Source organism: Pseudomonas sp. (assembly GCF_028293835.1).
GTDB lineage: Bacteria > Pseudomonadota > Gammaproteobacteria > Pseudomonadales > Pseudomonadaceae > Aquipseudomonas.
On the sequence record NZ_JAQGNX010000170.1, the window covers coordinates 17,708 to 44,263 of the forward strand.

General features: G+C 56.6%; 17 protein-coding genes. 10 read left to right on the forward strand and 7 right to left on the reverse strand.

Annotated features, from left to right (window positions below; translation table 11 throughout):
* Positions 1–85: 85 nt before the first annotated feature.
* From JWR17_RS22695 to JWR17_RS22710, 4 genes are all read right to left on the reverse strand, one after another.
* A complete protein-coding gene (locus tag JWR17_RS22695; RefSeq protein WP_299835028.1) occupies positions 86–1,249 on the reverse strand; it encodes an isovaleryl-CoA dehydrogenase in 1,164 nt (387 codons plus the stop codon).
* Between the two features lie 643 nt (positions 1,250–1,892).
* On the reverse strand, positions 1,893–2,792 hold the full coding sequence (locus JWR17_RS22700) for a hydroxymethylglutaryl-CoA lyase (RefSeq protein ID WP_299835030.1): 900 nt from the start codon (positions 2,790–2,792) through the stop codon (positions 1,893–1,895).
* 25 nt (positions 2,793–2,817) lie between these two features.
* A complete protein-coding gene (locus JWR17_RS22705; RefSeq protein ID WP_299835031.1) occupies positions 2,818–3,219 on the reverse strand; it encodes a MerR family DNA-binding transcriptional regulator in 402 nt (133 codons plus the stop codon).
* Between the two features lie 167 nt (positions 3,220–3,386).
* Entirely contained in the window at positions 3,387–4,334 is a 948-nt protein-coding gene (locus JWR17_RS22710) for a LysR family transcriptional regulator (RefSeq protein WP_299835033.1), read from the reverse strand.
* Positions 4,335–4,495: 161 nt separating this feature from the next.
* On the opposite strand from JWR17_RS22710, the gene JWR17_RS22715 reads away from it, so the two are divergent.
* On the forward strand, positions 4,496–5,731 hold the full coding sequence (locus JWR17_RS22715; protein ID WP_299835035.1) for an acyl-CoA dehydrogenase: 1,236 nt from the start codon (positions 4,496–4,498) through the stop codon (positions 5,729–5,731).
* 124 nt (positions 5,732–5,855) lie between these two features.
* Here JWR17_RS22715 and JWR17_RS22720 read toward each other — a convergent pair whose 3' ends face one another.
* Both JWR17_RS22720 and xthA read right to left on the reverse strand, forming a co-directional pair.
* Positions 5,856–7,235: a phosphate ABC transporter substrate-binding/OmpA family protein gene (locus JWR17_RS22720; RefSeq protein WP_299835037.1), complete on the reverse strand. Its 1,380-nt coding sequence runs from the start codon at positions 7,233–7,235 to the stop codon at positions 5,856–5,858.
* A gap of 98 nt (positions 7,236–7,333) precedes the next feature.
* Entirely contained in the window at positions 7,334–8,146 is an 813-nt protein-coding gene (xthA, locus tag JWR17_RS22725; RefSeq protein WP_299835038.1) for an exodeoxyribonuclease III, read from the reverse strand.
* 191 nt (positions 8,147–8,337) lie between these two features.
* Here xthA and JWR17_RS22730 point away from each other — a divergent pair, with 191 nt between their 5' ends.
* From JWR17_RS22730 to JWR17_RS22740, 3 genes are all read left to right on the forward strand, one after another.
* Positions 8,338–8,988 carry an N-acetyltransferase gene (locus JWR17_RS22730; protein ID WP_299835040.1) on the forward strand — a complete coding sequence of 217 codons (651 nt, stop codon included), beginning with the start codon at positions 8,338–8,340 and terminating at the stop codon, positions 8,986–8,988.
* Positions 8,989–9,056: 68 nt separating this feature from the next.
* Entirely contained in the window at positions 9,057–10,802 is a 1,746-nt protein-coding gene (locus JWR17_RS22735; RefSeq protein ID WP_299835042.1) for an autotransporter assembly complex family protein, read from the forward strand.
* Positions 10,799–14,494, forward strand: coding sequence for a translocation/assembly module TamB domain-containing protein (locus JWR17_RS22740; RefSeq protein ID WP_299835043.1), 3,696 nt, complete (start codon positions 10,799–10,801; stop codon positions 14,492–14,494). Before JWR17_RS22735 ends, JWR17_RS22740 begins: the two co-directional genes overlap by 4 nt.
* Positions 14,495–14,712: 218 nt before the next feature.
* Here JWR17_RS22740 and JWR17_RS22745 read toward each other — a convergent pair whose 3' ends face one another.
* Positions 14,713–15,708 carry an aldo/keto reductase gene (locus tag JWR17_RS22745; RefSeq protein WP_299835044.1) on the reverse strand — a complete coding sequence of 332 codons (996 nt, stop codon included), beginning with the start codon at positions 15,706–15,708 and terminating at the stop codon, positions 14,713–14,715.
* Positions 15,709–15,836: 128 nt separating this feature from the next.
* Between JWR17_RS22745 and JWR17_RS22750 the strand changes: the two genes are divergently transcribed.
* From JWR17_RS22750 to JWR17_RS22775, 6 genes are all read left to right on the forward strand, one after another.
* Positions 15,837–16,748 (forward strand): LysR family transcriptional regulator, encoded by a 912-nt coding sequence (locus JWR17_RS22750; protein WP_299835046.1) that lies wholly within the window; start codon positions 15,837–15,839, stop codon positions 16,746–16,748.
* A 77-nt stretch (positions 16,749–16,825) separates the two neighbouring features.
* Positions 16,826–17,326 (forward strand): thiol peroxidase, encoded by a 501-nt coding sequence (gene tpx / locus JWR17_RS22755; protein ID WP_299835047.1) that lies wholly within the window; start codon positions 16,826–16,828, stop codon positions 17,324–17,326.
* A 175-nt stretch (positions 17,327–17,501) separates the two neighbouring features.
* A complete protein-coding gene (locus tag JWR17_RS22760) occupies positions 17,502–18,824 on the forward strand; it encodes an MdtA/MuxA family multidrug efflux RND transporter periplasmic adaptor subunit (RefSeq protein ID WP_299835049.1) in 1,323 nt (440 codons plus the stop codon).
* Positions 18,821–21,931: an MdtB/MuxB family multidrug efflux RND transporter permease subunit gene (locus JWR17_RS22765; RefSeq protein ID WP_299835051.1), complete on the forward strand. Its 3,111-nt coding sequence runs from the start codon at positions 18,821–18,823 to the stop codon at positions 21,929–21,931. Before JWR17_RS22760 ends, JWR17_RS22765 begins: the two co-directional genes overlap by 4 nt.
* Positions 21,928–25,035, forward strand: coding sequence for an efflux RND transporter permease subunit (locus JWR17_RS22770; protein ID WP_299835053.1), 3,108 nt, complete (start codon positions 21,928–21,930; stop codon positions 25,033–25,035). Before JWR17_RS22765 ends, JWR17_RS22770 begins: the two co-directional genes overlap by 4 nt.
* The gene (locus JWR17_RS22775) at positions 25,032–26,498 is read left to right on the forward strand and encodes an efflux transporter outer membrane subunit (protein WP_299835055.1); all 1,467 of its coding nucleotides are present in this window, start codon (positions 25,032–25,034) and stop codon (positions 26,496–26,498) included. The genes JWR17_RS22770 and JWR17_RS22775 overlap by 4 nt, the downstream gene beginning before the upstream one ends.
* The last annotated feature ends 58 nt before the right edge of the window (positions 26,499–26,556 follow it).

The window sequence follows — 26,556 nt, forward strand, 5'->3', positions numbered from 1 at the left end:
CGGTCTCCTGTAGGAACCAACTTGTTGGCGAGCGGTGTGTCAGATGCACCGCTTCGCGAACAAGTTCACTCCTGCCGGGAGCGCCTTATTTGGTTTCGTTGAACAGTTCGCGACCGATCAACATGCGGCGGATCTCGCTGGTGCCTGCGCCGATTTCGTACAGCTTGGCGTCACGCAACAGTCGGCCCGCCGGAAACTCATTGATGTAGCCGTTGCCGCCAAGAATCTGAATGGCGTCGAGGGCCATCTGGGTGGCACGTTCGGCGCTGTACAAAATCACCCCGGCGGCGTCCTTGCGGGTGGTTTCGCCGCGTTCGCACGCTTGAGCCACTGCGTACAAATAGGCGCGGCTGGCATTGAGTTGGGTGTACATGTCGGCCACTTTGCCTTGAATCAGCTGGAACTCGCCGATGCTTTGGCCGAACTGCTTACGGTCGTGAATGTAGGGCACTACCACGTCCATGCAGGCTTGCATGATCCCGGTCGGGCCGCCAGAAAGCACGACACGCTCGTAATCCAGGCCACTCATCAGCACCTTGACGCCGCTGTTCAGTACGCCCAGCAGGTTTTCTTCCGGCACTTCGACGTCGTCGAAGAACAGCTCGCACGTGTTGGAGCCGCGCATGCCGAGCTTGTCGAATTTTGGACTGCGGGAAAACCCCTTCCAATCGCGCTCAACAATGAACGCGCTAATGCCGTGGGCACCTTTTTCCAGGTCGGTCTTGGCGTAAATTACGTAGGTATTGGCGTCTGGTCCGTTGGTGATCCAGGTTTTGCTGCCATTTAGCACGTACCGGTCGCCACGTTTGTCCGCGCGAAGCTTCATCGATACCACGTCGGAACCGGCATTGGGCTCGCTCATGGCCAGAGCGCCTACGTGCTCGCCGCTGATGAGCTTGGGCAAGTACTTGGCTTTCTGCTCGGGATTGCCGTTGCGGTTGATCTGGTTAACACAGAGATTGGAATGCGCTCCGTAGGAAAGAGCGACAGACGCCGAGCCTCGGCTGATTTCTTCCATGGCCACCACGTGAGCCAGGTAGCCCATCCCTGCACCGCCGTATTCTTCGTCAACGGTAATGCCCAGCAGGCCCATGTCACCAAACTTGCGCCACAGGTCTGCGGGAAACAGATTGTCCCGGTCTATCTGCGCGGCGCGGGGGGATATCTCTGCGGCGACGAAGGATTGAACCTGGTCGCGCAACATGTCGATGGTTTCGCCAAGGGCGAAATTCAGGCTCGGGTAGCTCATGGGACGCCTTTCCTATTATTGTTTGAAGTTCGGTGGTTAACCTTTACGTTAACGTAAACCTGCAAGGCTTTGTATGTCAACGGGAGACTGGAGGAAGGGGGGATTTTCCTGGACTGGAACGCCAGATAGCACGAAGGGGAGCCTGGGCTCCCCTTCAAGGTTTTTGTATGCTCTTTTTATTATTCGAGGGCGGCCTGTTTTTGTTTTTGGCGACCAGTCCCTTTCACTGCTTTTTATCGATCCCATTCAGGATCAAGAGCAAACGTATTTTTTTGAGCGCTGATGCTACTTTTATCAATCGATCCAACCAGTTCTGGAGCTACCTGAGGTAGTTTTATTATTCTCTGTCCGGTTGCGGAACCTGAGTCCCTGAAAAGCCATCCACTCCAAAAAGATCTGTTAGCTGCGTCTCTGTCCGTGTTGTTCTTGTTATGTCAGAGCCGATACGTATTGTTTTTATTGGGTTACTGCTTCGTTTTTTTATTTTTGTTGTGCAAGAGATATAGCATGAGCCGTGCCAGTTTTAATAATTCGTTTAAAATCAACGATTTGATAAGCGGCGATATATTCGACTCATGGAGAATGACCAGAAATTGTTTCCGTGTTACCCGTTTACGCCAACCGCTCGTCGTTACGGTAACACTCAGCCTGCCAATCGAGCCTTGGCCACCCGTGACCCGGTCGGGCGGCCCAGCACGTCGCAAATCCGTTGACCGGCGTCAATCAGTCCGTCCAAATCGACCCCAGTCTCTATTCCTAAACCATTGAGCATATACAGCACGTCCTCGGTGGCAACGTTGCCGCTGGCGCCCTTGGCATAAGGGCAGCCGCCGAGCCCTCCGATAGAACTGTCGAATACTTGAATGCCTTCGAGCAGACTGGCGTAGATATTGGCCAGCGCTTGCCCATAAGTGTCATGAAAATGACCGGCCAGTTTGCCTCGAGGGATTTTCCCGGCGACGGTTTCGAACAATGTCCGGGTTGCCCCCGGCGTGCCGGTGCCGATGGTGTCGCCCAGGGAGATTTCATAGCAGCCCATCGCGAACAGCTCGTTGGCCACTGCGGCGACCTGTTCCGGCGCAACCTGGCCTTCGTAGGGGCAACCGAGGACGCAAGAGACATAGCCACGCACTTGCATCCCATGCAAGCGCGCGGCTTCCATGATCGGCGCAAAGCGCTCGAGGCTTTCGCTGATGGAGCAGTTGATGTTGCGTTGCGAGAACGACTCAGACGCGGCGGCAAAGATCGCGATCTCAGTCACGCCCGCGGCGAGAGCGTCTTCGAACCCTCTGAGGTTGGGCGCCAATGCGGCGTAGGCGACATCTTCCTTGCGCTTTATTTGAGCGAATACCTCGCTGGAACCTGCCATCTGCGGCACCCACTTGGGCGAGACGAAACTGCCGACTTCGATGTAATTCAATCCTGCGGCAGTCAGGTCATCGACCAGTCTTACCTTGTCGATAACGCTGACGGGTTGAGCTTCGTTCTGCAGTCCGTCACGGGGACCGACTTCCACCAGACGTACACGCTGAGGCAAGGGCATAGGATCTCCTTTTATTGTTTGAGGTTTAGTCTGTAATGCTTTGATTTTTAATAGATCGATCCAGCGCCGACAGGCAGCGCTCCTCCGCAGTGTCCAGTTCGAGCTGCATCTGCTGGATGTCCAACAATTGCTGCACCAACTGGTTGCGACGCTCACTGATCTTGTTGAGCATAGTGTTCAGCTGCTTTTGATTGTCGCCGCGGGGATCATATAACTCGATCAGTTCCCGGCATTCCGCCAGGGAAAAACCGATGCGTTTACCGCGCAAAATGAGTTTCAGACTGACCTTGTCACGGGTCGAGTAGATACGCTCAAGACCGCGGCGCTCGGGGGCGAGCAGGCCTTGTTCTTCATAAAAACGAATAGCGCGAGTGGTGATGTCGAGCTCGCGAGCGAGGTCGGAGATGCTGTAAGTCTGGCTGCTCATGAGGGCGCTCGGGGTTAACGTAAGGGTTAACCTACGGCGAGCTTGACGTATACGTCAAGCAGCGCGCCCAGGACTCAAGACAGGTTCCGTTCCTGCGGAGCGTGGAAAACCTGGAATATAATCTGGAATCGAGATTAAGTAATAAGCTAAATTACTTTAATATTCATTTACTTACCGGCTGTTTCTAATGCCTTATCGAGCTTCTTGTCCTGCGCCGTGACCTGTTGGCATAGCTCAATCATTTGTTCACGCATCCAGCGGTTTGCCGGGTCCTGATCGGTGCTTTCGTGCCAGTAAAGGTGGGTTTCCACCAATGGCACGTCATTGACCGGCACGTTGAAATAGTGCAATTCGTGACGCCTGGCGAAGCGTTCCGGAACGGTCATCACCATGTCGGTTTGCTGCAACACTTGCGACGCCATCAGGTAATGCTGCGAGCGCAGGGCGATCTTGCGTTGGATGCCCATTTTCCCCAGTGCCAGGTCCACATGACCCAGGCCACTGCGGCGGCTGGAGATGTGGATGTGGGTCAGCGACAGATAGTCATCGAGAGCGAACCTTTCTTTGCTGGCGGACGGGTGCCCTTTGCGCATGGCACACACGTATTTGTCTTCCATCAACTTGACGTGACGGACCTGGGGGTCGGTGTTGAGCGGTGCATCGACGGCGAAATCAAGACGGCCAGCAGCCAACTCTTTAGTTGTCTCCCGTCGCTTGGACAGAAAGCTTTCGATGATCACGGCAGGAGCCAAGCGACGCAAACGTTGAAACAGCGTCGGCAGGATTACCGCTTCGGTCAGGTCGGTCATGCTGATGCGGTAGGTTTTGTTGGCCTGCAGCGGGTTGAAAATACGACTTTCCTGCACCGACACCCGCAGCAGCGACAGGGCATTGCGCACCGGCCCGATAATATTCTGCGCCATGGGCGTAGGCACCATGCCTTGAGCGGTCCTGACGAACAACGGGTCGTTGAACGTTTCGCGCAAGCGCGCCAGGGCGTTGGAAACGGCGGGTTGGGTAATGCCGACTATTTGCCCTGCACGAGTCAGATTTGCTTCGGTATAGATGGCATCAAACACAATAAAGAGGTTGAGGTCGACTTTGCTCAGGTTCATTCCATTGCGCTCTCATGTTGTTTTTGTTGTGACTTGCGTAGGTGGATCATATATCGGTTATGAATGTTTATACACGCTGAGAATAGGTTAGATAAATGTTTGTCGCTGATCTAGCATCCGATTCATGACATCAACCACCTCATTTCCGAAGGTAGCTGCCCATGGATTTCGCTTACTCCCCTAAGGTTCAGGAACTGCGTGAGCGTGTCACTGCGTTCATGGACGCCTATGTATACCCGGCCGAACCGGTATTTGAACGGCAGGTCAGCGAAGGTGACCGTTGGCAGCCCACCGCGATCATGGAAGAACTCAAGCTCAAGGCCAAAGCCGAAGGTTTGTGGAACCTGTTCTTGCCTGAGTCGGAACTGGGTGCTGGCCTGACTAACCTGGAATACGCGCCGCTGGCCGAGATCATGGGCCGCTCGTTATTGGGACCGGAGCCATTCAATTGCTCCGCGCCGGACACCGGCAACATGGAAGTGCTGGTGCGCTACGCCAATGACGCACAAAAGGTGCAATGGCTTGAGCCGCTGTTGCGCGGTGAAATACGTTCGGCCTTCGCCATGACCGAGCCCGACGTAGCGTCTTCCGATGCGACCAATATGGCTGCACGCGCTGAGCGGGTGGGCGATGAATGGGTGATCAACGGCCGTAAATGGTGGACCTCTGGCGCCTGCGACCCGCGCTGCAAGATCATGGTGTTCATGGGCCTGAGCAACCCGGACGGTCCGCGTCATCAGCAACATTCGATGATTCTGGTTCCCACCGACACGCCGGGCGTGACCATCGTCCGTTCATTGCCGGTGTTCGGTTATGACGATGCGCCCCACGGCCATGCCGAAGTGCTGTTTGAAAACGTTCGAGTGCCCTACGAAAACGTGCTGTTGGGTGAAGGCCGTGGTTTCGAGATCGCCCAAGGTCGCCTCGGGCCTGGCCGTATTCACCATTGCATGCGTTCCATCGGCATGGCAGAGCGTGCACTGGAATTGATGTGCAGACGCGCCATCAGCCGAACCGCGTTCGGCAAACCGCTGGCGCGACTGGGTGGCAACATCGATATCATTGCCGACTCGCGGATGGAGATCGACATGGCACGCCTGCTGACCCTTAAGGCCGCGTTCATGATGGACACTGCGGGCAATAAAGTCGCGAAAAGCGAAATTGCCCAAATCAAAGTGGTCGCACCCAACGTAGCGTTACGGGTCATCGACCGGGCGATCCAAATGCACGGCGGCGCCGGGGTTTCCAATGATTTCCCGTTGGCCTACATGTATGCCATGCAGCGCACCCTGCGCCTGGCCGACGGCCCGGACGAAGTACACCGTGCGGCGATTGGCAAATTCGAGATCGGTAAATACGTGCCAACAGAAATGTTGCGCAGCGAAAGACGGGGGTAAGTCAGACTCGGGTGCTACAAAAATCTGTTGGAGCCAATAGGTTGGCGAAGCAGGCGGCGCGGAATTTCAGACACGCCATGTCGCTAGTACCTTCGCCAACCAGTTGGCACCAGGGGCGCCGTTATCAATACACCCAAACCTCTACCCGCCGGTTTTTGATCCGGCCTTCGTCTACGTCGTTTGTCGCTACGGGCATTTCATCGCCGAAACCGCGAATATCGCGGAAGCTGACCCCGCTTTTAACCAGCTCACGACGCACAGCCATGGCCCGCAGCTTTGACAGCAATGCGGCCCGGGCGGGGTCGCTCTTGGCATCACCGAAACCCACCAACGTGACGTCTCTGTTTAGCTTGTCGTGGCTTTTCAGGTACGCCAGCACTCGCCTCAAATCGCGCTGCGCCTTGTTGTCCAGAACGGCGCTGCCTTGGGCGAAGCGAAAATTGACCGACAAACGTTGCGCTTGTTTGACGATGGCCAGGTAATCGGCCGGCATTTCGGCGGAAGTCTGCACCTTGACTGCCTGCACGGTCTGGGAAATGAACCCACTGTCGGCGACGATTGCCTGTCCTTTGGCACTTTGCGCAAAGCGCACCAGTGCCTCCGCCCAAGGTTGACGGCTCAGGGGCGGCAGGTAAAAGTACAAGCGTCGCGACAGTGGGTAATCTTCGGTTGCTATCAGGCTGACGGTGGGCAACATCGGTTTCGAACTGCCGTCGACAACTGCCACAGCTTGGGCTTTGCGGACATAAGGCAGCCCGATGAAACCGATGCCTCCCCAGTCCTGACTGACCGCATCAGACAATTGCTCGCTGGACTCGAAGCGTTTGGCGCTATTGGCCAGTGTTTTGCCGTTCCTGACCAGCACCAGTTCGTTGAACGTATCGAAGGTGCCGGATTGGTCATCGCGGGCGTACAGATGGATCGCGCCGCCCGTGCCTCCCAGCTGTGCCCAGTTGCGAATTTCACCGGAAAAAATACGCGCCAGCTGCTCGATGTTCAACTGATGCAGGGGGTTGCCGGGGTGCAAGATGACCGCTACGCCATCAATCGCAATAATTTGCTCGGCGCTGGGGCTTTTCAGGTCTCCAAAGGCAGCAAGGTCTGTCAGCTCGCTGTCTTTGATGCGTCGAGAAGAGGCAGCCAGATCAGCGGTTCCGGCTTTCAAGGCGCTGAAGCCGGTACCGGAACCGTGGGCCGCTACTTCAATCAGTACTCGGTGGCCGTCAGCCGTTTGCCCAATGACCCTTTGCTCGTTCTCATGAGCGCCGGGTTCAATGCGTACGTCCCTGATCCCCATACTCTGCAAAAAACCTTCAACCAGTGCGGGGCCCAGGGTTTCCCCGATGGTGTTCGAGCCATGAATGCGCAAAGCCGGTACGCCATCGTCAGGCAATGTTAAAGAGGTACCCGCCAAAGCCAGGCCGGGCAGGGCGGTGCATAGCAGGCCAAACACCAGGCCTGAGAAATGATTACGCGTTTGATTGGTGAACAGAGCGCACAGCATGCGCGGCACCTTATATAGACGGAAAGTGCCGGGAGATTAAGTCAGGATGGTTGCTGAAATATGACAAGGCGACTCACAGCCTTGAAAAGCTCTACGGCTTAATTCAGTTCCAGCCAAATGGGTGCGTGATCTGACGGCTTTTCCATGGCGCGCAAGTCGTAATCCACACCCACATCCTTGATCCGCGGCTGCAGTCCGTGAGAGGTCATGATCAAATCAATACGCAGCCCGCGTTTTGGCTCGTCTTCAAAACCACGGCTGCGGTAATCGAACCAACTGAAACGGTCGATCACATCCGGGTTCAGGTGACGGAAGCTGTCGACCAGTCCCCAGCTTTTAAGGCGCGCCAACCATTCCCGCTCTTCGGGCAGGAAGCTGCATTTTCCGGTTTTCAGCCAGCGCTTGGCATTGTCCGCGCCAATGCCAATGTCGCTGTCTTCCGGTGAAATATTGATATCGCCCATGACCACAACCGGCTGATGGTTCTGGAATTGGCTTTCCAATAACGATTGCAAATCGTTGTAGAAGCGCGCTTTGGCCGGGAATTTGGTGGGGTGATCGCGGCTTTCGCCTTGTGGAAAATAGCCGTTCATGATGGTCACGGGATCGCCGTTGCGATCTGCAAACGTACCCCAGATGAAGCGTTTTTGGGACTCTTCATCATCGGTATGAAAGCCCTTGTGCAGGGTCAACGGCGCCTGGCGAGACAGCAGCGCAACACCGTAATGGCCTTTCTGGCCATGGAAATGCACGTGATAGCCCAAGGCCTCGATCTCGGCGTAGGGGAATTGCTCGTCCGATACTTTAGTTTCTTGCAGACCGATGACGTCTGGCTGATGCTTTTCAATCAGCGCCGCCAACTGATGAGGTCTGGCGCGCAGGCCGTTGATATTGAATGAAACGATTTTCATGGGCGGCAATCCTGGCAGAACAAAAGGCGATGCTAGCTGACCTGTCGACTCTCGGCCAGCGTGGCGGTTTGAACAATCGACTGCTAGGGTCCGATAAGCGTACACGGAACTGTGCGCCTTGTTGCTCACTCGAAGCTTTCGCACCTGGACCGCTATCGGTCGAGCAGCGCTGTATTTACGGGGTCTTCCGAATGCCTGACACATCCACTGCTGTGGCCGAAGTCCGCTTGCTGGACAGCGGTTATTCCCGCGAAGCGCGTTCGCTGCTTTATCACGCGTATCGCCATGAGCCGAGTTATGGCTATTTGTTCGAATCAGAGCGGCCAGGCTATGAACATCGGGTGAGGGCGACTGTGCGAGAGTTGATCAAACAACACTTTTTTCAGGAATTGCCGGCATTGGGGTTGTTTATCGACGATCGGATGATCGGTATTGCATTGATTGCGCCGCCGCAACGGCGTTTGGGTATCACTGAAAGCTGGGCCTGGCGCTTACGCATGGTTCTCAGTACTGGATTTCGCTGTACCCAGCGTTACCTGGCGTACCACCAAGCCGTTCTGGCGTGCTTGCCCTCGGACGCTGTTCACCTGTTACCGCTGTTGGGCATTCACCCGCAATTCCAGGGCCAACACTTCGGCGAACAGTTGCTTGAGGCGCTGCATCAATGGTGCGCAGTGGACGAAAAGTCGGAAGGGATCGTTCTCGATACCGGAAATCCACGCTATCTGGAGTTCTATAAGCGACAAGGTTATGAAGAAATTGGAGAGGTCGCTGTAGGACCGATCCGAGAGCATGTGTTTTTCCACCCTAATCCACAGGTTTTGCTCAACGCCCAGGCGTAACAGGTTGAAACTAAGGGAGTGTTGGCGCGTTCTAGTGGCATCTGCAGCTCGTGTTAGCATCCGCGTCTATGAAGTTTCACAAAAAATCTACCCGCGGTTTTATCCTGTTGTTTACCGTCCAGCTCAGCAGTTTTTCGGCATTCGCCGACACTCAACTGGATGTCAGGATCAGGCCCGCCAATGCAGAACTCAAAGCCAACGTCGAAGGATATGTGGGTAGTCTCGGCGAGCGCGATGAACAAACGCTGCGTCGTTTTAGCGTAGGTGCCGAAGAACAGGCGCTGAAAGCCGCGCAAGCGTTGGGCTATTACCAGGCACGTATTAACAGCGATGTGCAGCATGAAAAGGGTAAAGACCTGCGTCTGGTTATGGACATCGAGCCCGGCGAACCCGTGCATTTGCGCAATGTCACGGTAAAAGTAGAGGGGCCGGCATCGACGCTCAAGGAGTTCCGCGTACCCGCCAGCGAGGCCCTGAAGACCGGCGCCGTACTGAATCACGGTCATTACGAAGACGCTAAGCGTCTGATCCAGAATCAGGCCTCGCGCTACGGATTCTTCGATGGACATTTTACCCGGCAGCGCTTGGCCATTGATCCAAAGGCAGGGGTTGCCGACATAGAATTGGTCTACGACAGCGGTCCGCGCTACGTGTTTGGCAAGGTCAGTTTCACCGGCGACGCGCCGTTCGATGACGACCTGATGCAACGCATGGTGCCCTTTAAAGCGGGCACGCCTTATGACTCCGAGCTGATCGCCGAGCTGAATCAAAATCTGCAATCAAGCGGTTATTTCGAAGGCGTACGCGTCGATGCTGCGCCCACGGCTGCGGTTGCCCAGGTGATTCCGGTATCGGTGCAACTGGAGACACGCAAACCCCGCACGGTGGGCCTGGGGATTGGTTTTTCCACCGATGTGGGGGTACGCGGCAAAGCCAACTGGACTCGGCATTGGGTGAACGCCCAGGGCGACAGTTATGGCGCCGACATGGAGCTGTCAGCGCCCAAGCAAAACATTGGTCTGTGGTACGACATTCCGCTGGACCCGCCCTTGACTGACAAACTACGTTTCGCTGGCGGGTATCAATACGAAGAAATCGCTGATAGCGACAGTGTGAGCAAGCTGCTGACCATCGGGCCTGAATGGCACAGCAAATTGCCCAGCGGCTGGGAGCGGGTGCTGTCATTGAAGTGGCAGCGCGAAGACTATCGTCTCGGTGATGACGCCGGGCTCAGTACGCTGTTGATGCCAGGGGTCAGTTACTCATTTCTACGCAGCGACAATCGAATCGACCCGCAAAATGGCTATCGCTTACAGTTCGATGCTGAAGTGGCCAAGGAAGGTTTGGGCTCGGACACCAATTTGCTGCATGGCAACGTTCTGCTGAAAGGTTTGACCACTGTGTTCCAGAATCATCGTCTGTTAGGCCGCATTCAAGTGGGCGGCAGCGCCACCAATGGCTATAAATCCATTCCGCCTTCGCTACGCTTTTTTGCTGGCGGCGATCAAAGCGTGCGCGGTTACGACTATCAAACCCTCTCGCCAACCAACTCCGACGGCGATCGGGTAGGCGGTCGGTACATGGTGGCGGGTAGCGTTGAATACCAGTACTCCATCGCTGAGAAGTGGCGAATCGCAACCTTTGTCGATCAGGGCAACGCGTTTAATTCTTTACAACTGCCCAGTTTGAAAACCGGCGTGGGGATTGGCATTCGCTGGGTGTCGCCGGTAGGGCCGATACGTCTTGATGTCGCCCACGCGCTGGATGATGACGGCGGGATTCGTCTGCACTTTTCCATGGGGCCTGAGCTGTGAGGCGGGCAAGCAAAATTACCGGCATCAGCCTGATAGCCATTGTGGCGCTGCTGGCAATGTTGGCGCTTGGGTTGTACACCGTACTCAGTACTCAGGCAGGCAGTCGCTGGGCGCTGGGGTTAGTGCCAGGCTTACAGGTCGATAACTTCAGCGGGCGGTTGGCCGGGGAGTGGCAGGCGGATCAACTGCGTTGGGTTCAGGGTGATAAGCAGGTTGAAATCGATGCTCCGCTGTTTGTGTGGTCGCCGTCGTGCCTGATGAAGATGACCCTGTGTATCGATCAACTTCACGCCCGGCGCGTCAGCGTGCAGATTGCGCCTCAGCCCACTGATACGAGCAGTGAGCCTCTGACGTTGCCGAATCTGAAGCTGCCACTGGCGATTCGCTTAGCGGATGTGCGCATCGACAGCGTGATACTCAACGGCAGCGAACAATTAAAAGACCTGCGATTGGCAACTGAATGGACCGCCGATGGCTTGCAGATCAACGCCGCGCATCTGCAGAGCGGTGATTTAGTTCTGGATTTGTCGGGTTTGCTACAGCCGAACGGCGATTGGCCGGTTACCGCTCAAGGCCAACTGCAACTGCCCGGGCCGGGTAACGTGCCGTGGGCGCTGGCCCTGGACATTCAAGGCGAACTGTTGAAAACCCTACAGCTCAAGGCTGACAGTACGGGCTACCTTCAAGGCCAACTGACCGGGCAACTGCAACCCTTGGTGGAAAACCTGCCCGCACAGGTAAGGATCACCGCTGACAGTTTCAAGGCTTCTGCTGACTTACCCGACACGCTGCAACTTAATCAGCTTGTAATGGTGGCCCAAGGTGATCTGCAAAGCGGTTATCAGGTCACTGGCAATGCTAGCCTGCCTGGGGAAAAAGGGCCGGTTGCACTGGCATTGCAGGGCCGTGTCGATGCTCAAGGTGCAGATGTTACCGCCCTTAACCTGACAGCCAGTGCCGAACAATCGCTGAAACTCAGCGGCAAGCTGGACTGGCGCCAAGGTTTTAGTGCCGACGCGAAAATTGATTGGCGCGATTTTCCGTGGCATCGCCTGTACCCGGTTATCGATGAGCCGCAAGTGTCATTGCGTACATTCCAAGGTGAAGTCTCCTACAGCGACGGCAAATACCTGGGAAACTTCAATGCAGCGCTCGGCGGTCCTGCGGGTGCATTCACCTTGAGCAGCCCATTTAGTGGTGATCTCAAGCAAGTGTTCTTGCCGCAGCTTGAATTGGCCGCAGGGCAGGGGAAGGCCAGCGGGCATTTGAATCTGCAATTCGCCGATGGCATCGGTTGGGATACCGCGCTGGACTTGAACTCGGTCAACCCTGCGTATTGGTTGGCTGAGTTGCCGGGCAACCTTGCCGGACCGTTGCGCAGCAAGGGCGAATTCAAGAATCAGAAATTGACCCTTAACGCCGATCTTGACGTGAAAGGCCGGTTGCGCGGCCAGCCGGCGACGCTTGCAGCTAAAGCGGACGGCGCAGGCGACAAGTGGACCGTCAGCACGCTGGATATTCGCCTCGGCGATAACCGCATTCAAGGCAGCGGCAGCTTGCAACAAAAGCTGCTGGGCCAACTGGACATCAATCTGCCGCGCCTGGGCCAACTCTGGCCCCAATTGCAAGGTCAGCTCAAAGGTCGGCTGGACGTTGCGGGCAGCGTGCAAGCGCCCCAAGGTCAATTGGCATTGCAGGGGGGCCAGTTGGCCATGGCCAAAAACCAGCTGAAAACCCTGACCCTGGCCGCCAAACTCGATAATGCCCAACGTGCAAATCTGGATCTCAAGGTTGCGGGAATACAGTTGGGCGACACGCAGTTGGGTACGTTATTGGTCACCGGTCTGGGTGACATCAAGCGCCAGCAAATGAAATTGGACCTGCAAGGCCCTTTACTGAAATTGGCGCTGGGAGCGGATGGCGGCCTGGACAAAGGTAACTGGCGGGGTCGTTTGGTCAGTGGCGATGTGCAGACAGGCGGTCAGGATTGGCGCTTGCAACAACCAGCCAAACTGGAGCGTCTGGCGGACGGGAAAATCAATTTCGGGGCACATTGCTGGATCTCCGGGCAGTCGAGTTTATGCGGCGAAGATCAACGGCTAATGCCAGAGCCGCGTCTGCGTTACCACCTTAAGCAGTTTCCCATTGAAAGCTTGGCGCAATGGTTACCCAAGGACTTTGCCTGGAAAGGTTCGTTGAATGCCGACGTGCAACTCGATCTGCCTGCATCAGGCCCCAATGGACAAATTCTGGTAGACGCCAGCGGCGGTACGTTGCGTCTTCTGGAGAAAAATCAATGGCTGGATTTTCCTTATGAAAGCCTCAAGCTCACCAGCACCTTAACGCCCAAGCGCATTGACTCAAGGCTCGACTTTCGGGGCGGCAAACTGGGTACTTTGTGGGTGACGGCGCAACTCGATCCGTTGGCGAAAAACAAACCGCTGGCGGGAGATTTTAATCTCAGTGGGCTGGATATCTCCATCGCCAGACCGTTCATACCTATGGTCGAAAAACTGACAGGCCGCCTCAATGGCGCTGGACACCTGTCTGGCGGGCTCTTGGCGCCGCAGGTCAATGGCAATATCACCCTTAGTGACGGTGAAGCGTCCGGGCCGGAACTGCCGCTGAACGTGCATGACCTTAAACTCCAGGCGCTTATTGCTGGGGAAGGCGTAAGACTGGACGGCAATTGGAGCAGCGGCGAGACCGGACGCGGTACGCTCAATGGCCAAGTGGCCTGGGCTGACGCGCTGGCCGTGGACGTCAATCTCAAAGGCACTCACCTGCCGGTGACGGTGGAGCCGTATGCCGAACTTGATGTGGCACCCGACCTGAAGATATCAATGAAGGGCGACAAGCTGGCAATCTCTGGCAAAGTGCTGGTTCCCAAGGGGGCAATCACCGTCCGTGAATTGCCACCGTCGACGGTCAAGTTGTCGGGAGACACGGTCATCATCGGCCAGCAAGCCAACGATCCGAACACAAACAAACCGCCGTCACTGGCGATGGCCATGGACATCGATGTGGAAGTCGGAAAAGACACCCTCAGTTTTACCGGTTTCGGGCTCACGGCTAATCTGGCAGGGCACGTACACATCGGCGATAACCTCGACACGCGCGGCGAGTTGAATCTCAACGACGGCCGTTATCGGGCGTACGGCCAGCGGTTGACGATTCGTAAAGCGCGGCTGTTATTTGCCGGGCCTATCGATCAGCCGTATCTGGACATCGAAGCGGTTCGCCAGGTCGATGATGTGACTGCCGGTATTCGTCTCACCGGCAGCGCCGAACAGCCCACCACGGTGGTGTTCTCCGAGCCGGCCATGAGTCAGGAAGAGGCGCTTTCCTATTTGGTGTTGGGTCGTCCGCTGACCACCACCGGCGAAGACAGTAACGTCATGGCGCAAGCCGCGCTGGCGTTGGGGTTGGCCGGAAGTTCGTCGGCGACTGGCACGTTGGCGAAAAACCTCGGTATCAAGGATTTCGAACTCGACACCGCAGGCAGCGGCTCGACCACCAGCGTGGTCGCCAGTGGCAAAATCACCGAAAAACTGAGTCTGCGTTACGGCATCGGCGTATTCGACCCGGCCAATTCCATCGCGCTGCGTTATACCTTAAGCAAAAAGGTGTACCTGGAAGCGGCGAGCGGCGTCGCCAGCTCGCTGGATATTTTCTACAAGCGGGATTTTTGAGGCCTGAATTCTATAGGAGGTTCCGCCACGTCGCCGACGCCGCGCTGTCGCGCAGCAAACACAAAACCTACAGATTATTTTTAAGTCAACAAGTTATGCGTTGTTTGATAAGAGCCAACGTGTTGGCGACATCAGCAGCACCGCAGCCGTTTAGATGAACCGCTTTGACTGCCTCGCCAACACGTTGGCTCCTACAAAGGGCCTGTAAACTTCAGGAATTACTGATTCACCAACTTCAACGAAGCGTCGGTATACCGCTTGCCAGCAATCGCCTCGACCGGAAACAAATCTTTAAGCGCTTGCAACTCACTTTGACTCAGTTTGATCTCCAGAGACGCGACGTTTTCTTCCAGATACTTGCGCTGTTTTGTGCCCGGAATAGGCACGATGTCGTTACCTTGCGCCAACACCCATGCCAAGGCGAGTTGGCCCGCAGTCACGCCTTTATCCGCTGCCAGTTGCTGAACCTTCTTCACCAACAGCAGATTTTTCGTGAAGTTTTCCCCCTGAAAGCGCGGGCTGGAGCGACGATAATCATCAGCGGCAAAATCGTCAGGGCTTTTTAGCGTGCCCGTCAGAAAACCACGGCCCAGGGGGCTGTAGGGTACAAACGCGATGCCCAGACGGCGGCACGCTTCAAGGCTGCCATTTTCTTCGGGGTCGCGGCTCCACAGCGAGTACTCGGTCTGCAACGCGCTGATCGGATGAACCTTATGCGCCCGCTCCAACGTGCTGGCAGAGGCCTCGCTCAAACCGAGGAAGCGTACCTTGCCCGCTTTGACCAACTCAGCCATGGCACCAACGGACTCTTCCACGGAGATTTGTGGGTCGATCCGGTGTTGGTAATACAAATCCAGGCTTTCGACGTTTAGGCGTCTAAGGGTCGCATCGATGGCACTGCGGATGTATTCAGGGCTGCCGTTCACGCCGCGAGCGGTGGGGTCGTTCAGGTCGCGAACAAAACCAAACTTACTGGCGAGAAAGACTTGATCACGTTTACCGCGAATCGCTTTGCCGATCAGCTCTTCGTTGGTGAACGGACCGTACATGTCAGCGGTGTCCAGCAAATTGACTCCCAGTTCCAGCGCGCGGTGCAGGGTAGCCACAGCTTCTTTTGTGTCTGTGCCGGTGGTATAGAAGTCGGTCATGCCCATGCAGCCAAGGCCGAGGGCGGAAACGTGGGGGCCGTTTGTTCCGAGTTGACGAGTTTGCATGAAGAGCTCCGTCTGATTGAAAAGAGGCGCCCATTGTCACGCTCGACAGAACAGGGATAAACAGGCTAAAAACGCTTTTACTGTTTAGAAAATCTAAATAGTCACTGTTGACTCACTAGCAGGCATCCATGGACCGATTTAACGCGATGCGCGTATTCACTCGTATTGTCGAGCTGGGAGGGTTTGCCAAAGCAGCCGACAGCCTGCACCTGCCTCGGGCTTCAGCCACGATTCTGGTTAAGCAACTGGAAGCGCATCTGGGCGTGCAATTGCTGCAGCGCACAACGCGTCAGGTCAGTCCTACACTGGACGGACGTGCTTATTACCTGCGTTGTGTCAGTTTGTTGGCCGACCTTGAAGACACTGAGGCGGTGTTTTCCGCCAACCGGGTCGAGCCCAAAGGCACGCTACGGATTGATATTCCCGTGGGGTTTGGACGTTTTATCCTCATCCCGGCCCTGCCGGAATTCAGTGCGCGTTATCCGCAACTTGAGCTGGAAGTCGGCATGAGCGATCGCCCGATCAAACTCATTCGCGAAGGTGTGGATTGCGTGGTGCGGATCGGCCCTTCGCTGGATGACTCCCTGGTGGCCCGGTTGCTGGCGCAGATCCCCCAAGTCACCTGTGGCAGCCGAGCGTATTTACAGCGCAGAGGCATGCCGAAAACCCTGGATGAACTACAAGGTCATCAAGTGATCGAATACTTTTCTGCCAGCTCCGGCAAGCGTTACGGACTGGAATTTCAGCGGGGGGCGGAGGTCCATGAGGTGAGCCTGCCGAGGGCGCTGTCAATCAACAGCGCGGACGGTTATCTCGCCGCTTGCGAGGCGGGGTACGGCTTGATGCAAACCCCGTATTATCAGATTGTCGAGCAACTGCGCAGCGGTAAATTGTTAGAAGTGCTACCTGAGTTCAAACCGCCCGCCATGACGCTGATGGCGCTGTACCCACCCCATCGACAAATGTCACGGCGGGTACGCGTGTTTATTGACTGGCTGGTGGAACTTTGTGCCAGGCATAATTTGTCAGACAAAAAATGATGAGGCCCATAGGTCAGTAAGCACTTTCGTGTTTAACTTCCGGCTCTTCCAAAACCCTTCAAAAAAGGACTCAGTTCATGGCTCAAGTGACGCATAGAGGCAACCCTATTCAAGTTAAAGGCATATTGCCAGCCGTTGGAAGCGCAGCCCCTGCGTTTTCTCTGGTGGCCGGTAATCTGGCTGACGTGACCTTGGCTACCTTTGCCGGCAAGCGCAAAGTGCTGAATATTTTCCCAAGCATCGACACCCCGACCTGTGCCACGTCCGTGCGCAAATTCAATGCCCAGGCCAACGACCTGACCAACGCGGTCGTGCTGTGTATTTCTGCTGATTTGCCTTTCGCCCAAGCCCGTTTTTGCGGCGCTGAAGGTCTTGAAAACGTTCAGAATCTGTCGACCATGCGTGGCCGTGACTTCATTGAAAATTACGGCGTTGCCATCGTTGAAGGCCCTTTGGCTGGCCTTACTGCCCGTGCAGTGGTTGTCCTCGACGAAAACGACGTAGTCCTGCACAGCGAGCTGGTGCCGGAAATCGGTCAAGAACCCGACTACGATGCCGCCTTGGCTGTTCTAAAGTAACATCGTGTAAAACACTAACGGTCTGGACTTGTCCGGGCCGTTTTTATTTGTGCTTCAGGGCCTTATCGAAAGTAAGCGCTAAGTAAATAGCCGGTAAAGGCCCTTTGCTTCTCTACTCACAGTGCTTATTGTTCAGCCTCTCAATGAAGCCCCCGCGCACAATGGTTGATTATTCATGCAATCGTCTGGCCCCCGTAGTTCCCGTCGCTGGCTGATTAGCCTGTTAGTGCTGTTGGTCATTATTGGCCTGTGTTGGAAATTCTGGCCTGCTGGTGGATTGCGCACCGGCACCGCCGATTCAGGCACCGCCACAGCCGGTCGCCATAAAGGTGGCGGCTCAGCAGCCAAGGGCACTGCGCCAAGGCCGGGGTTTGGCGGCGCCACCGGGCCGATCCCTGTACGTGTGGGCGCTGCCACCGTAGGTGATTTCCCGATTCTGTATAAAGCCTTGGGCACCGTGACGGCGATGAACACCATCAACGTGCGCAGCCGAGTGGCGGGAGAGTTGGTCAAGCTCAACTTCCAGGAAGGGCAGATGGTCAAGGCCGGCGACTTGCTCGCGGAAATTGATCCACGCAGCTATCAGGTCATTTTGGATCAGGCGCAGGGCACGCTGCTGACCAATCAGGCATTGTTGAAAAATGCTCAGGTCGACCTCGAACGTTATCGCGGCTTGTATGCAGAAGACAGCATCGCCAAGCAGACCCTCGACACAGCGGCTTCGCTGGTCAACCAATACGTGGGCACCATCAAGACCAATCAGGCGTCCGTTAGCGATGCCAAGCTCAATCTCGAATTCACCAAGATCCGCGCACCAATTACCGGCCGGGTAGGGTTGAAACAACTGGATGTCGGCAACCTCGTCGCCGCCAACGACACCACCGCGCTGTTGGTCATCACCCAGACCAAGCCGATTACCGTGGTCTTTACCTTGCCGGAAAAAGACCTGTCGGCGGTTATTGCTCGTTATCACAGCGGCGATAAGCTGCCGGTAGAAGCCTGGGACCGTGGCGACATCAAGCTCCAGGCCACGGGTGTGCTAGCCAGTCTGGACAACCAGATTGACGTCACCACCGGCACGCTAAAATTCAAGGCACGCTTTGAAAATCAGGACGAAGTGCTGTTTCCGAACCAGTTCGTTAACGTACGTTTGCGTGCCGATACCCTTAAGCATGCGGTATTGGTGCCTTCAGCTGCGGTCCAGTTTGGCACCAATGGCACGTTCGTCTACGTAATGGACGGCGACAAAAAGGTCAAGATTCGTCAATTGGTAGCCGGGGCGAGTGACGAGTCCTCTACCGTGATCACCAGCGGGTTGGCTGAAGGCGAACGCGTGGTGCTGGAAGGCACCGACCGCCTGAAAGAGGGTAGCGAAGTAGAAGTGGTGAACGACAGCAAAGAGGTGCCAGTAACGCCGTCACAGGATTTACACGGTAAGCCAACCAAGGATTCCACCGAATCCGCCAAGGCTGGAAAGGCGGAAAAAGGCGGCGTATGAACATCTCCCGGCTGTTCATCCTGCGCCCGGTAGCGACCACGCTGAGTATGCTTGCGATCGTTCTGGCCGGCTTGATTGCATATACCTTGTTACCGGTTTCGGCCCTGCCGCAAGTGGATTACCCGACTATTCGGGTATTGACGCTGTACCCCGGCGCCAGCCCTGAAGTCATGACCAGTGCGGTCACTGCACCGCTGGAGCGGCAGTTTGGGCAGATGCCTGGGCTGACGCAAATGGCCTCGACCAGCTCCGGCGGCGCGTCAGTCATTACCCTGCGCTTCAGCCTCGACCTGAACATGGACGTTGCCGAACAGGAAGTACAAGCGGCAATCAATGGCGCGACCAACCTGCTGCCGACGGATCTGCCTGCGCCACCCGTTTACAACAAGGTCAATCCGGCCGATACCCCGGTATTGACCTTGGCGATCACTTCCAAAACCATGTTGCTGCCCAAACTCCACGATCTGGTGGACACGCGCATGGCGCAGAAAATATCGCAGATCAGCGGTGTAGGCCTGGTCAGCATTGCCGGTGGCCAACGCCAGGCGGTGCGGATCAAGGTCAACCCCGAGGCGCTGGCGGCCAACGGGTTGAACCTGGCCGACGTGCGCACCTTGATCGCAGCGTCCAACGTCAACCAGCCCACCGGCAGTTTCGACGGGCCGACCCGCGTGTCAACCCTGGATACCAATGATCAGTTGCAGTCCGCGCAGGAATACGCCGACCTGATTGTTGCCTACGCAAACGGCGCTCCTTTGCGTCTCAAAGACGTGGCCGAGATCGTCGACGGCGCGGAGAACGATCGTCTGGCGGCCTGGGCCAACGAAAATCAGGCGGTGCTGCTTAATATCCAGCGTCAGCCTGGCGCAAACGTGATCCAGGTGGTTGACCGGATCAAGGCGTTGCTGCCGAGCATCACCGATAATTTACCCGCCGGGCTGGACGTCGCCGTACTGACCGACCGCACGCAAACCATTCGTGCTTCGGTCAGTGACGTGCAGCATGAACTGCTGATTTCCATCATTCTGGTGGTGTTGGTAACGTTTCTGTTCCTGCGAAGGGTCAGCGCCACGATTATTCCGTCGATTGCCGTGCCGCTGTCACTGGTCGGTACCTTCGGCGTGATGTACCTCGCCGGCTTCTCGGTCAACAACCTGACACTGATGGCCATGACCATCGCCACCGGATTTGTGGTCGATGACGCCATCGTTATGCTGGAGAACATTTCCCGGCACATCGAAGAGGGCGACACGCCGTTTCAAGCCGCCCTCAAAGGTGCGCGACAAATTGGTTTTACCCTGGTTTCGCTGACCATCTCGCTGATTGCGGTGCTGATTCCGTTGCTGTTCATGGCCGATGTGGTGGGCCGGCTGTTCCGTGAGTTCGCCATTACCTTGGCTGTGGCGATTCTTATTTCGCTGTTTGTTTCGCTGACGCTGACGCCGATGATGTGCGCGCGACTGCTCAAGCGTGAGCCGAAACCTGAGGAGCAGAGCCGTTTTTATCGCACCAGCGGCGCCTGGATCGATTGGCTGATTGCCGCCTACGGGCGCAAGTTGCGCTGGGTATTGAAACACCAACCGTTGACCCTGTTGGTGGCCATCGCCACCTTGGCCCTGACCGTGTATCTGTACATGATCGTGCCCAAGGGTTTCTTTCCCGTGCAGGACACCGGGGTCATTCAAGGTATCTCCGAGGCTCCACAATCGGTGTCGTTTGCAGCGATGAGCGAGCGTCAGCAGTCATTGGCAAAAATTATTCTGCAAGATCCTTCGGTAGAAAGCCTTTCGTCCTACATCGGCGTTGATGGCGACAACGCCACGCTTAACAGCGGTCGCATGCTGATCAATTTGAAGCCGCGCAACCAACGCAGTGTGACCGCGATGCAAATCATCCAGCGCCTGCAGCCGCAGCTTGCAACACTGTCGGACATCCGACTGTTCCTGCAACCGGTGCAGGACTTGACGGTCGAGGACCGGGTCAGTCGCACGCAGTACCAATTCAGTATGTCCTCCCCCGATGCTGCACTGTTGTCGCTGTGGAGTGGCAAGTTGGTAGACGCCCTGGGCCAACGTCCAGAGCTGACCGATGTCGCCAGTGATCTGCAAGACAAAGGTTTGCAGGTCTATCTCGTGATCGATCGCGATGCCGCCAGTCGTGTCGGTGTTACGGTGGCAAACATTACCGATGCGCTGTACGACGCCTTTGGTCAACGGCAGATTTCCACTATCTATACTCAAGCCAGCCAGTACCGTGTGGTGTTGCAGGCGGCGTCGAGTAATGACATTGGCCCCCAGGCGCTGGAGCAGATTCACGTCAAAACCACCGCAGGCACTCAAGTCAAGCTGTCGAGCCTGGCACGCCTGGAACAGCGCCAGGGCCAATTGGCCATTGCGCATATCGACCAGTTTCCGGCCGTCATGATGTCATTCAACCTGGCGCCGGGCGTTGCGTTGGGCAAAGCGGTGGAAGTGATTCATCAGGTACAGATGGACATCGGCATGCCGATTGGCGTGCAAACTGAGTTCCAGGGCGCAGCGCAGGCGTTCGAGGCCTCGCTGTCGAGCACTTTGCTGTTGATCCTGGCCGCAGTGGTGACGATGTACATCGTGCTGGGCGTGCTGTACGAAAGCTACATCCACCCCATTACCATTCTTTCGACGTTACCGTCAGCGGCGGTGGGTGCGCTGCTGGCGTTGCTCATCAGCGGTAACGATCTGGGGATGATCGCCATCATCGGTATCATCCTGTTGATCGGTATCGTCAAGAAAAACGCGATCATGATGATCGACTTCGCCCTGGACGCCGAACGCAACCGCGGCATAGACCCTGAAACTGCGATCTACGAGGCGGCGCTGTTGCGTTTCCGGCCCATTCTGATGACCACCCTGGCCGCGTTGTTCGGTGCGGTGCCGTTAATGTTGGCAACCGGTTCCGGCGCGGAACTGCGTCAACCGTTGGGTCTGGTGATGGTCGGCGGGTTGATGCTGAGTCAGGTGCTGACATTGTTCACCACGCCGGTCATCTACTTGTACTTCGACCGGTTAGGCCGGCGTTGGAGCCGTAAACCAGATAGCGCAACCGATGTGGAACAGGCCCAGGTATGAACCTGTCCGGGCCATTCATCCGTCGACCGGTGGCGACCATGCTGTTGAGTCTGGCAATCATGCTGCTGGGCGGTGTCGCTTTCAATCTGCTGCCAGTCTCGCCGCTGCCAAACATGGACTTTCCGGTGATCGTGGTGTCGGCCAGCCTGCCAGGCGCCAGTCCTGAAGTCATGGCGGCGACCGTGGCCACACCGCTGGAACGCTCGCTGGGCACCATTGCTGGCATCAACACCATGAGCAGTCGATCAAGCCTGGGTTCGACCCGGGTGATTTTGCAGTTCGACCTGAACCGCGACATTAACGGCGCAGCGCGGGAAGTGCAGGCCGCGATTAACGCCGCGCGCAACCTGTTGCCCAGTGGCATGCGTAGTATGCCGACCTATAAAAAGGTCAACCCTTCCCAGGCACCCATCATGGTGCTGTCGCTGACGTCAGACGTGTTGGAAAAGGGCCAGCTTTACGATCTGGCCTCGACGATCCTTTCCCAAAGCCTGTCGCAAGTGAACGGCGTGGGAGAGGTGCAGATTGGTGGCAGTTCGCTGCCCGCGGTACGGGTCGAGCTGGAGCCGCAGTTGCTGAGCCAGTACGGCGTGTCGCTGGATGACGTGCGGACCGCCATCGTCGCCGCCAACGTGCGCAAACCCAAAGGATCGCTGGAAGACGCCGATCATCATTGGCAGATTCAGGCCAATGATCAGTTAGAAAAAGCCAAGGATTATGCGCCACTGATCATTCGTTATCAGAATGGCGCGGCATTGCGCCTGAGCCATGTGGCGAAAGTCACTGACGCAGTGGAAGACCGTTACAACAGCGGCTTCTTCAATGACAAGCAGGCCGTACTGCTGGTCATCAACCGTCAGGCGGGCGCCAACATCATCGAGACCGTGGCGCAAATCAAGGCGCAGCTCCCGGCATTGCAAGCAGTACTTCCGGCCAGCGTCAAGCTTGACCTTGCCATGGACCGCTCGCCGGTGATCAAGGCGACGCTGCATGAGGCCGAAACCACGCTGCTGATCGCCGTGGTGCTGGTGATTCTGGTGGTATTCCTGTTCCTCGGAAATTTCCGCGCTTCATTGATTCCTACGTTGGCGGTCCCGGTGTCGCTGGTGGGCACGTTTGCCATCATGTACCTGAACGGTTTCTCCTTGAACAACCTGTCGTTGATGGCGTTGATCCTGGCCACCGGGCTGGTGGTGGACGACGCCATTGTGGTGCTGGAAAATATCTCCCGGCACATCGACAAAGGCGTGCCGCCGATGGAGGCAGCCTACCTCGGCGCCAAAGAAGTCGGTTTTACCTTGCTGTCGATGAACGTGTCGCTGGTGGCGGTTTTTCTGTCGATCCTGTTCATGGGCGGGATCATTGCCAGCCTGTTTCGCGAATTTTCCATCACCTTGGCAGCCTCCATCGTTGTTTCACTGGTGGTTTCCCTGACGTTGACGCCCATGCTCTGTGCGCGCTGGCTCAAGCCCCACGACCCGGCCCATGAAAACGCCTTGCAGCGCTGGAGTCGCAAGGCCAATGACCGCATGGTGGCTGGCTACGACCGCTCCCTTGGCTGGGTGTTGCGCCACCCGCGCCTGACGATGCTGAGCTTGCTGGTCACCATCGGCGTGAACATCGCGTTGTATGTGGTGGTGCCGAAAACCTTCATGCCCCAGCAAGACACCGGGCAATTGATCGGTTTCATCCGGGGCGACGATGGCCTGTCTTTCGGGGTCATGCAGCCGAAAATGGAAACCTTCCGGCGCGCTGTATTGGCTGACCCGGCGGTGGACAGTGTCGCGGGCTTTGTTGGCGGTAACGGTGGCACCAGTAACGCCACGATTATCGTGCGGCTCAAGCCGATCGCCGAGCGCAAACTGGCCGCTGATAAAGTCATTGAGCGTCTGCGCAAGAACATGCCGCTGGTTCCTGGGGGCAGGTTATTCCTTCAGGCCGACCAAGACCTGCAATTTGGCGGTGGCCGTGAGCAGACCACCTCGCAATACCAGTACATTTTGCAGAGCGGCGATCTGGCCAGTCTGCGTCTGTGGTATCCGAAAGTCCTCGACGCGCTAAAGTCAGTGCCGGAATTGACGGCCATAGACGGTCGGGAAGGGCGCGGCGCTCAACAAGTCACGGTGGTGGTTGATCGCGATACTGCCAAGCGCTTGGGCGTCGACATGAGCACGGTTACGGCAGTGCTGAACAATGCCTATAGTCAGCGTCAGGTATCGACGATCTATGACCCGCTCAATCAGTATGAAGTGGTGATGGAGGTCAACCCAAAATATGCTCAAGACCCAATCACCCTCGACCAGGTGCAGGTAGTGACCGCTGCGGGTGCGCGGATTCCGTTGTCGAGCATTGCTCACTACGAACGCACCCTGGCGGATGATCGGGTAACCCATGATGGGCAATTTGCTTCTGAAGACATTTCTTTCGATCTGGCGGAAGGCGCAACCCTGGAACAGGCCTCGGCAGCGGTTGAACGTGCCGTGGCCAAGGTGGGTTTGCCCTCTGAAGTGATCGCAAAAATGGCCGGTACCGCCGATGCGTTTGCGGCATCACAAAAAACTCAACCGTTCATGATCCTGGGTGCCCTGGTAGTGGTGTATCTGGTGCTGGGTATTCTCTACGAAAGCTATGTTCACCCGCTGACGATTCTCTCAACGTTACCTTCTGCCGGCGTGGGCGCCTTGCTCAGCATTTATGTGGTGGGAGGCCAATTCAGTCTGATCTCGCTGCTGGGCTTGTTCCTGCTGATAGGGGTGGTGAAGAAAAACGCCATTTTGATGATCGACCTGGCGCTGCAACTGGAGCGCGAGCTCGGCATGACGCCCATGGATTCGATTCGCAGCGCTTGCCTGCAACGGCTGCGCCCGATCCTGATGACCACGCTGGCAGCGATTTTGGGCGCCGTACCGTTGCTGCTGAGCAACGCTGAAGGCGCAGAAATGCGTCATCCTTTGGGCTTGACCATTATCGGCGGCTTGATTTTCAGCCAGATTTTGACCCTCTACACCACCCCGGTGGTTTACCTGTATCTCGACCGTCTACGCCATCGTGTCAATAAATGGCGTGGCGTGCGTACCGATGCCGCAATGGAAACTCCGTTATGACTCACCGCCTGCCTATTCATACTGTTTTTCAGCAGCCTGCACGGTGGCTGGGCACAGGTTTGTTCGCATTGTTATTGAGCGCTTGCGCGGTCGGTCCGGACTACAAAAAGCCGACGGTGACCACCCCCGCACAATTCAAGCAGGCTGAAGGATGGCGTCAGGCGGCGCCAAACGATGCGTTGGCACGGGGGGCCTGGTGGGAGCTTTATGGCGATTCGCAGCTCAACGGGTTGGTGGAAAAGCTCAACACGTCTAACCAGACAGTCGCCCAATACGATGCGCAGTATCGACAAGCCCAAGCCTTGGTCCGTAGCGCAAGAGGCAGCTTTTTTCCAACGATTGATCTGACCACCAGTAAAAACCGCTCCAGCCAAGGCACCGGCAGCAGCAGTTCCAGCTTGAGCAGTTCCAGCAGTGGCATCCGCGACACCTACAACGCGCAGTTGGGCGTCAGTTGGGAAGCCGATATCTGGGGTAAGTTGCGTCGTGGGCTGGAAGCCGACACTGGCAGCGCCCAGGCAAGCCTTGCCGACCTGGCGTCCATGCGCTTGAGCTTGCAATCGGAACTGGTGCAGAACTACTTGCAACTGCGGGTCATCGATGAGCAGAAGCGCTTGCTTGAAGCAACGGTAGAGGCCTATCAGCGTTCGTTGACCACCACACAAAATCAGTACCGCCACGGTATTTCAGGAAAAGATGCGGTGGCCCAGGCTCAGACCCAACTGAAAACCACCCAGGCGGATTTGATCGACCTGATCTGGCAGCGAGCACAGTTCGAGAACGCGATGGCGGTGCTGATGGGCCAAGCCCCGGCCGACTTCAGTCTGGCCGCCACCACCACGGTCCCGGCTTTGCCGGAAATTCCACTGGAAGTGCCATCGCAATTGCTTGAGCGACGGCCCGACATTGCCGCAGCAGAGCGCTCGGTGATGGCTGCCAATGCCAATATCGGTGTTGCAAAAGCGGCGTACTACCCGGACTTGACCCTGAGCATGAATGGCGGCTACAGCAGTTCCACGTTCACCAATTGGATCAGTCTGCCAAACCGCTTCTGGTCGGTGGGCCCGCAGTTGGCGACCACATTGTTCGACGGTGGCCAACGCTCGGCAGAAGTTGATCGCACCGAAGCGGTGTACGACCAAACGGTGGCCCAATACCGTCAAACGGTGTTGAACGGCTTCCAGGAAGTCGAAAACTATCTGGTCCAACTCAAGGTGTACCAGGACGAGGCGGCGGTGCGTGCCGAAGCGCTGGACGCCGCCCGGGAATCATTGCGCTTGACCAACAACCAGTACAAAGCCGGGCTGATTGCTTACCTTGACGTGGTGACGGTACAAACCACTGCGCTGAGCAACGAAAGAAGCGTTCTCACGTTGCTGCAAAGTCGACTGATTGCCAGCGTGCAATTAATCGCGGCGTTAGGCGGGGGTTGGAGTACAGACAACGGCTTGGCTATTCAATAGCGGATTGAAGGGGCCGGGATACCCCTTTACGAATAGCGTTGGCCCGCTTTTTTTGAGA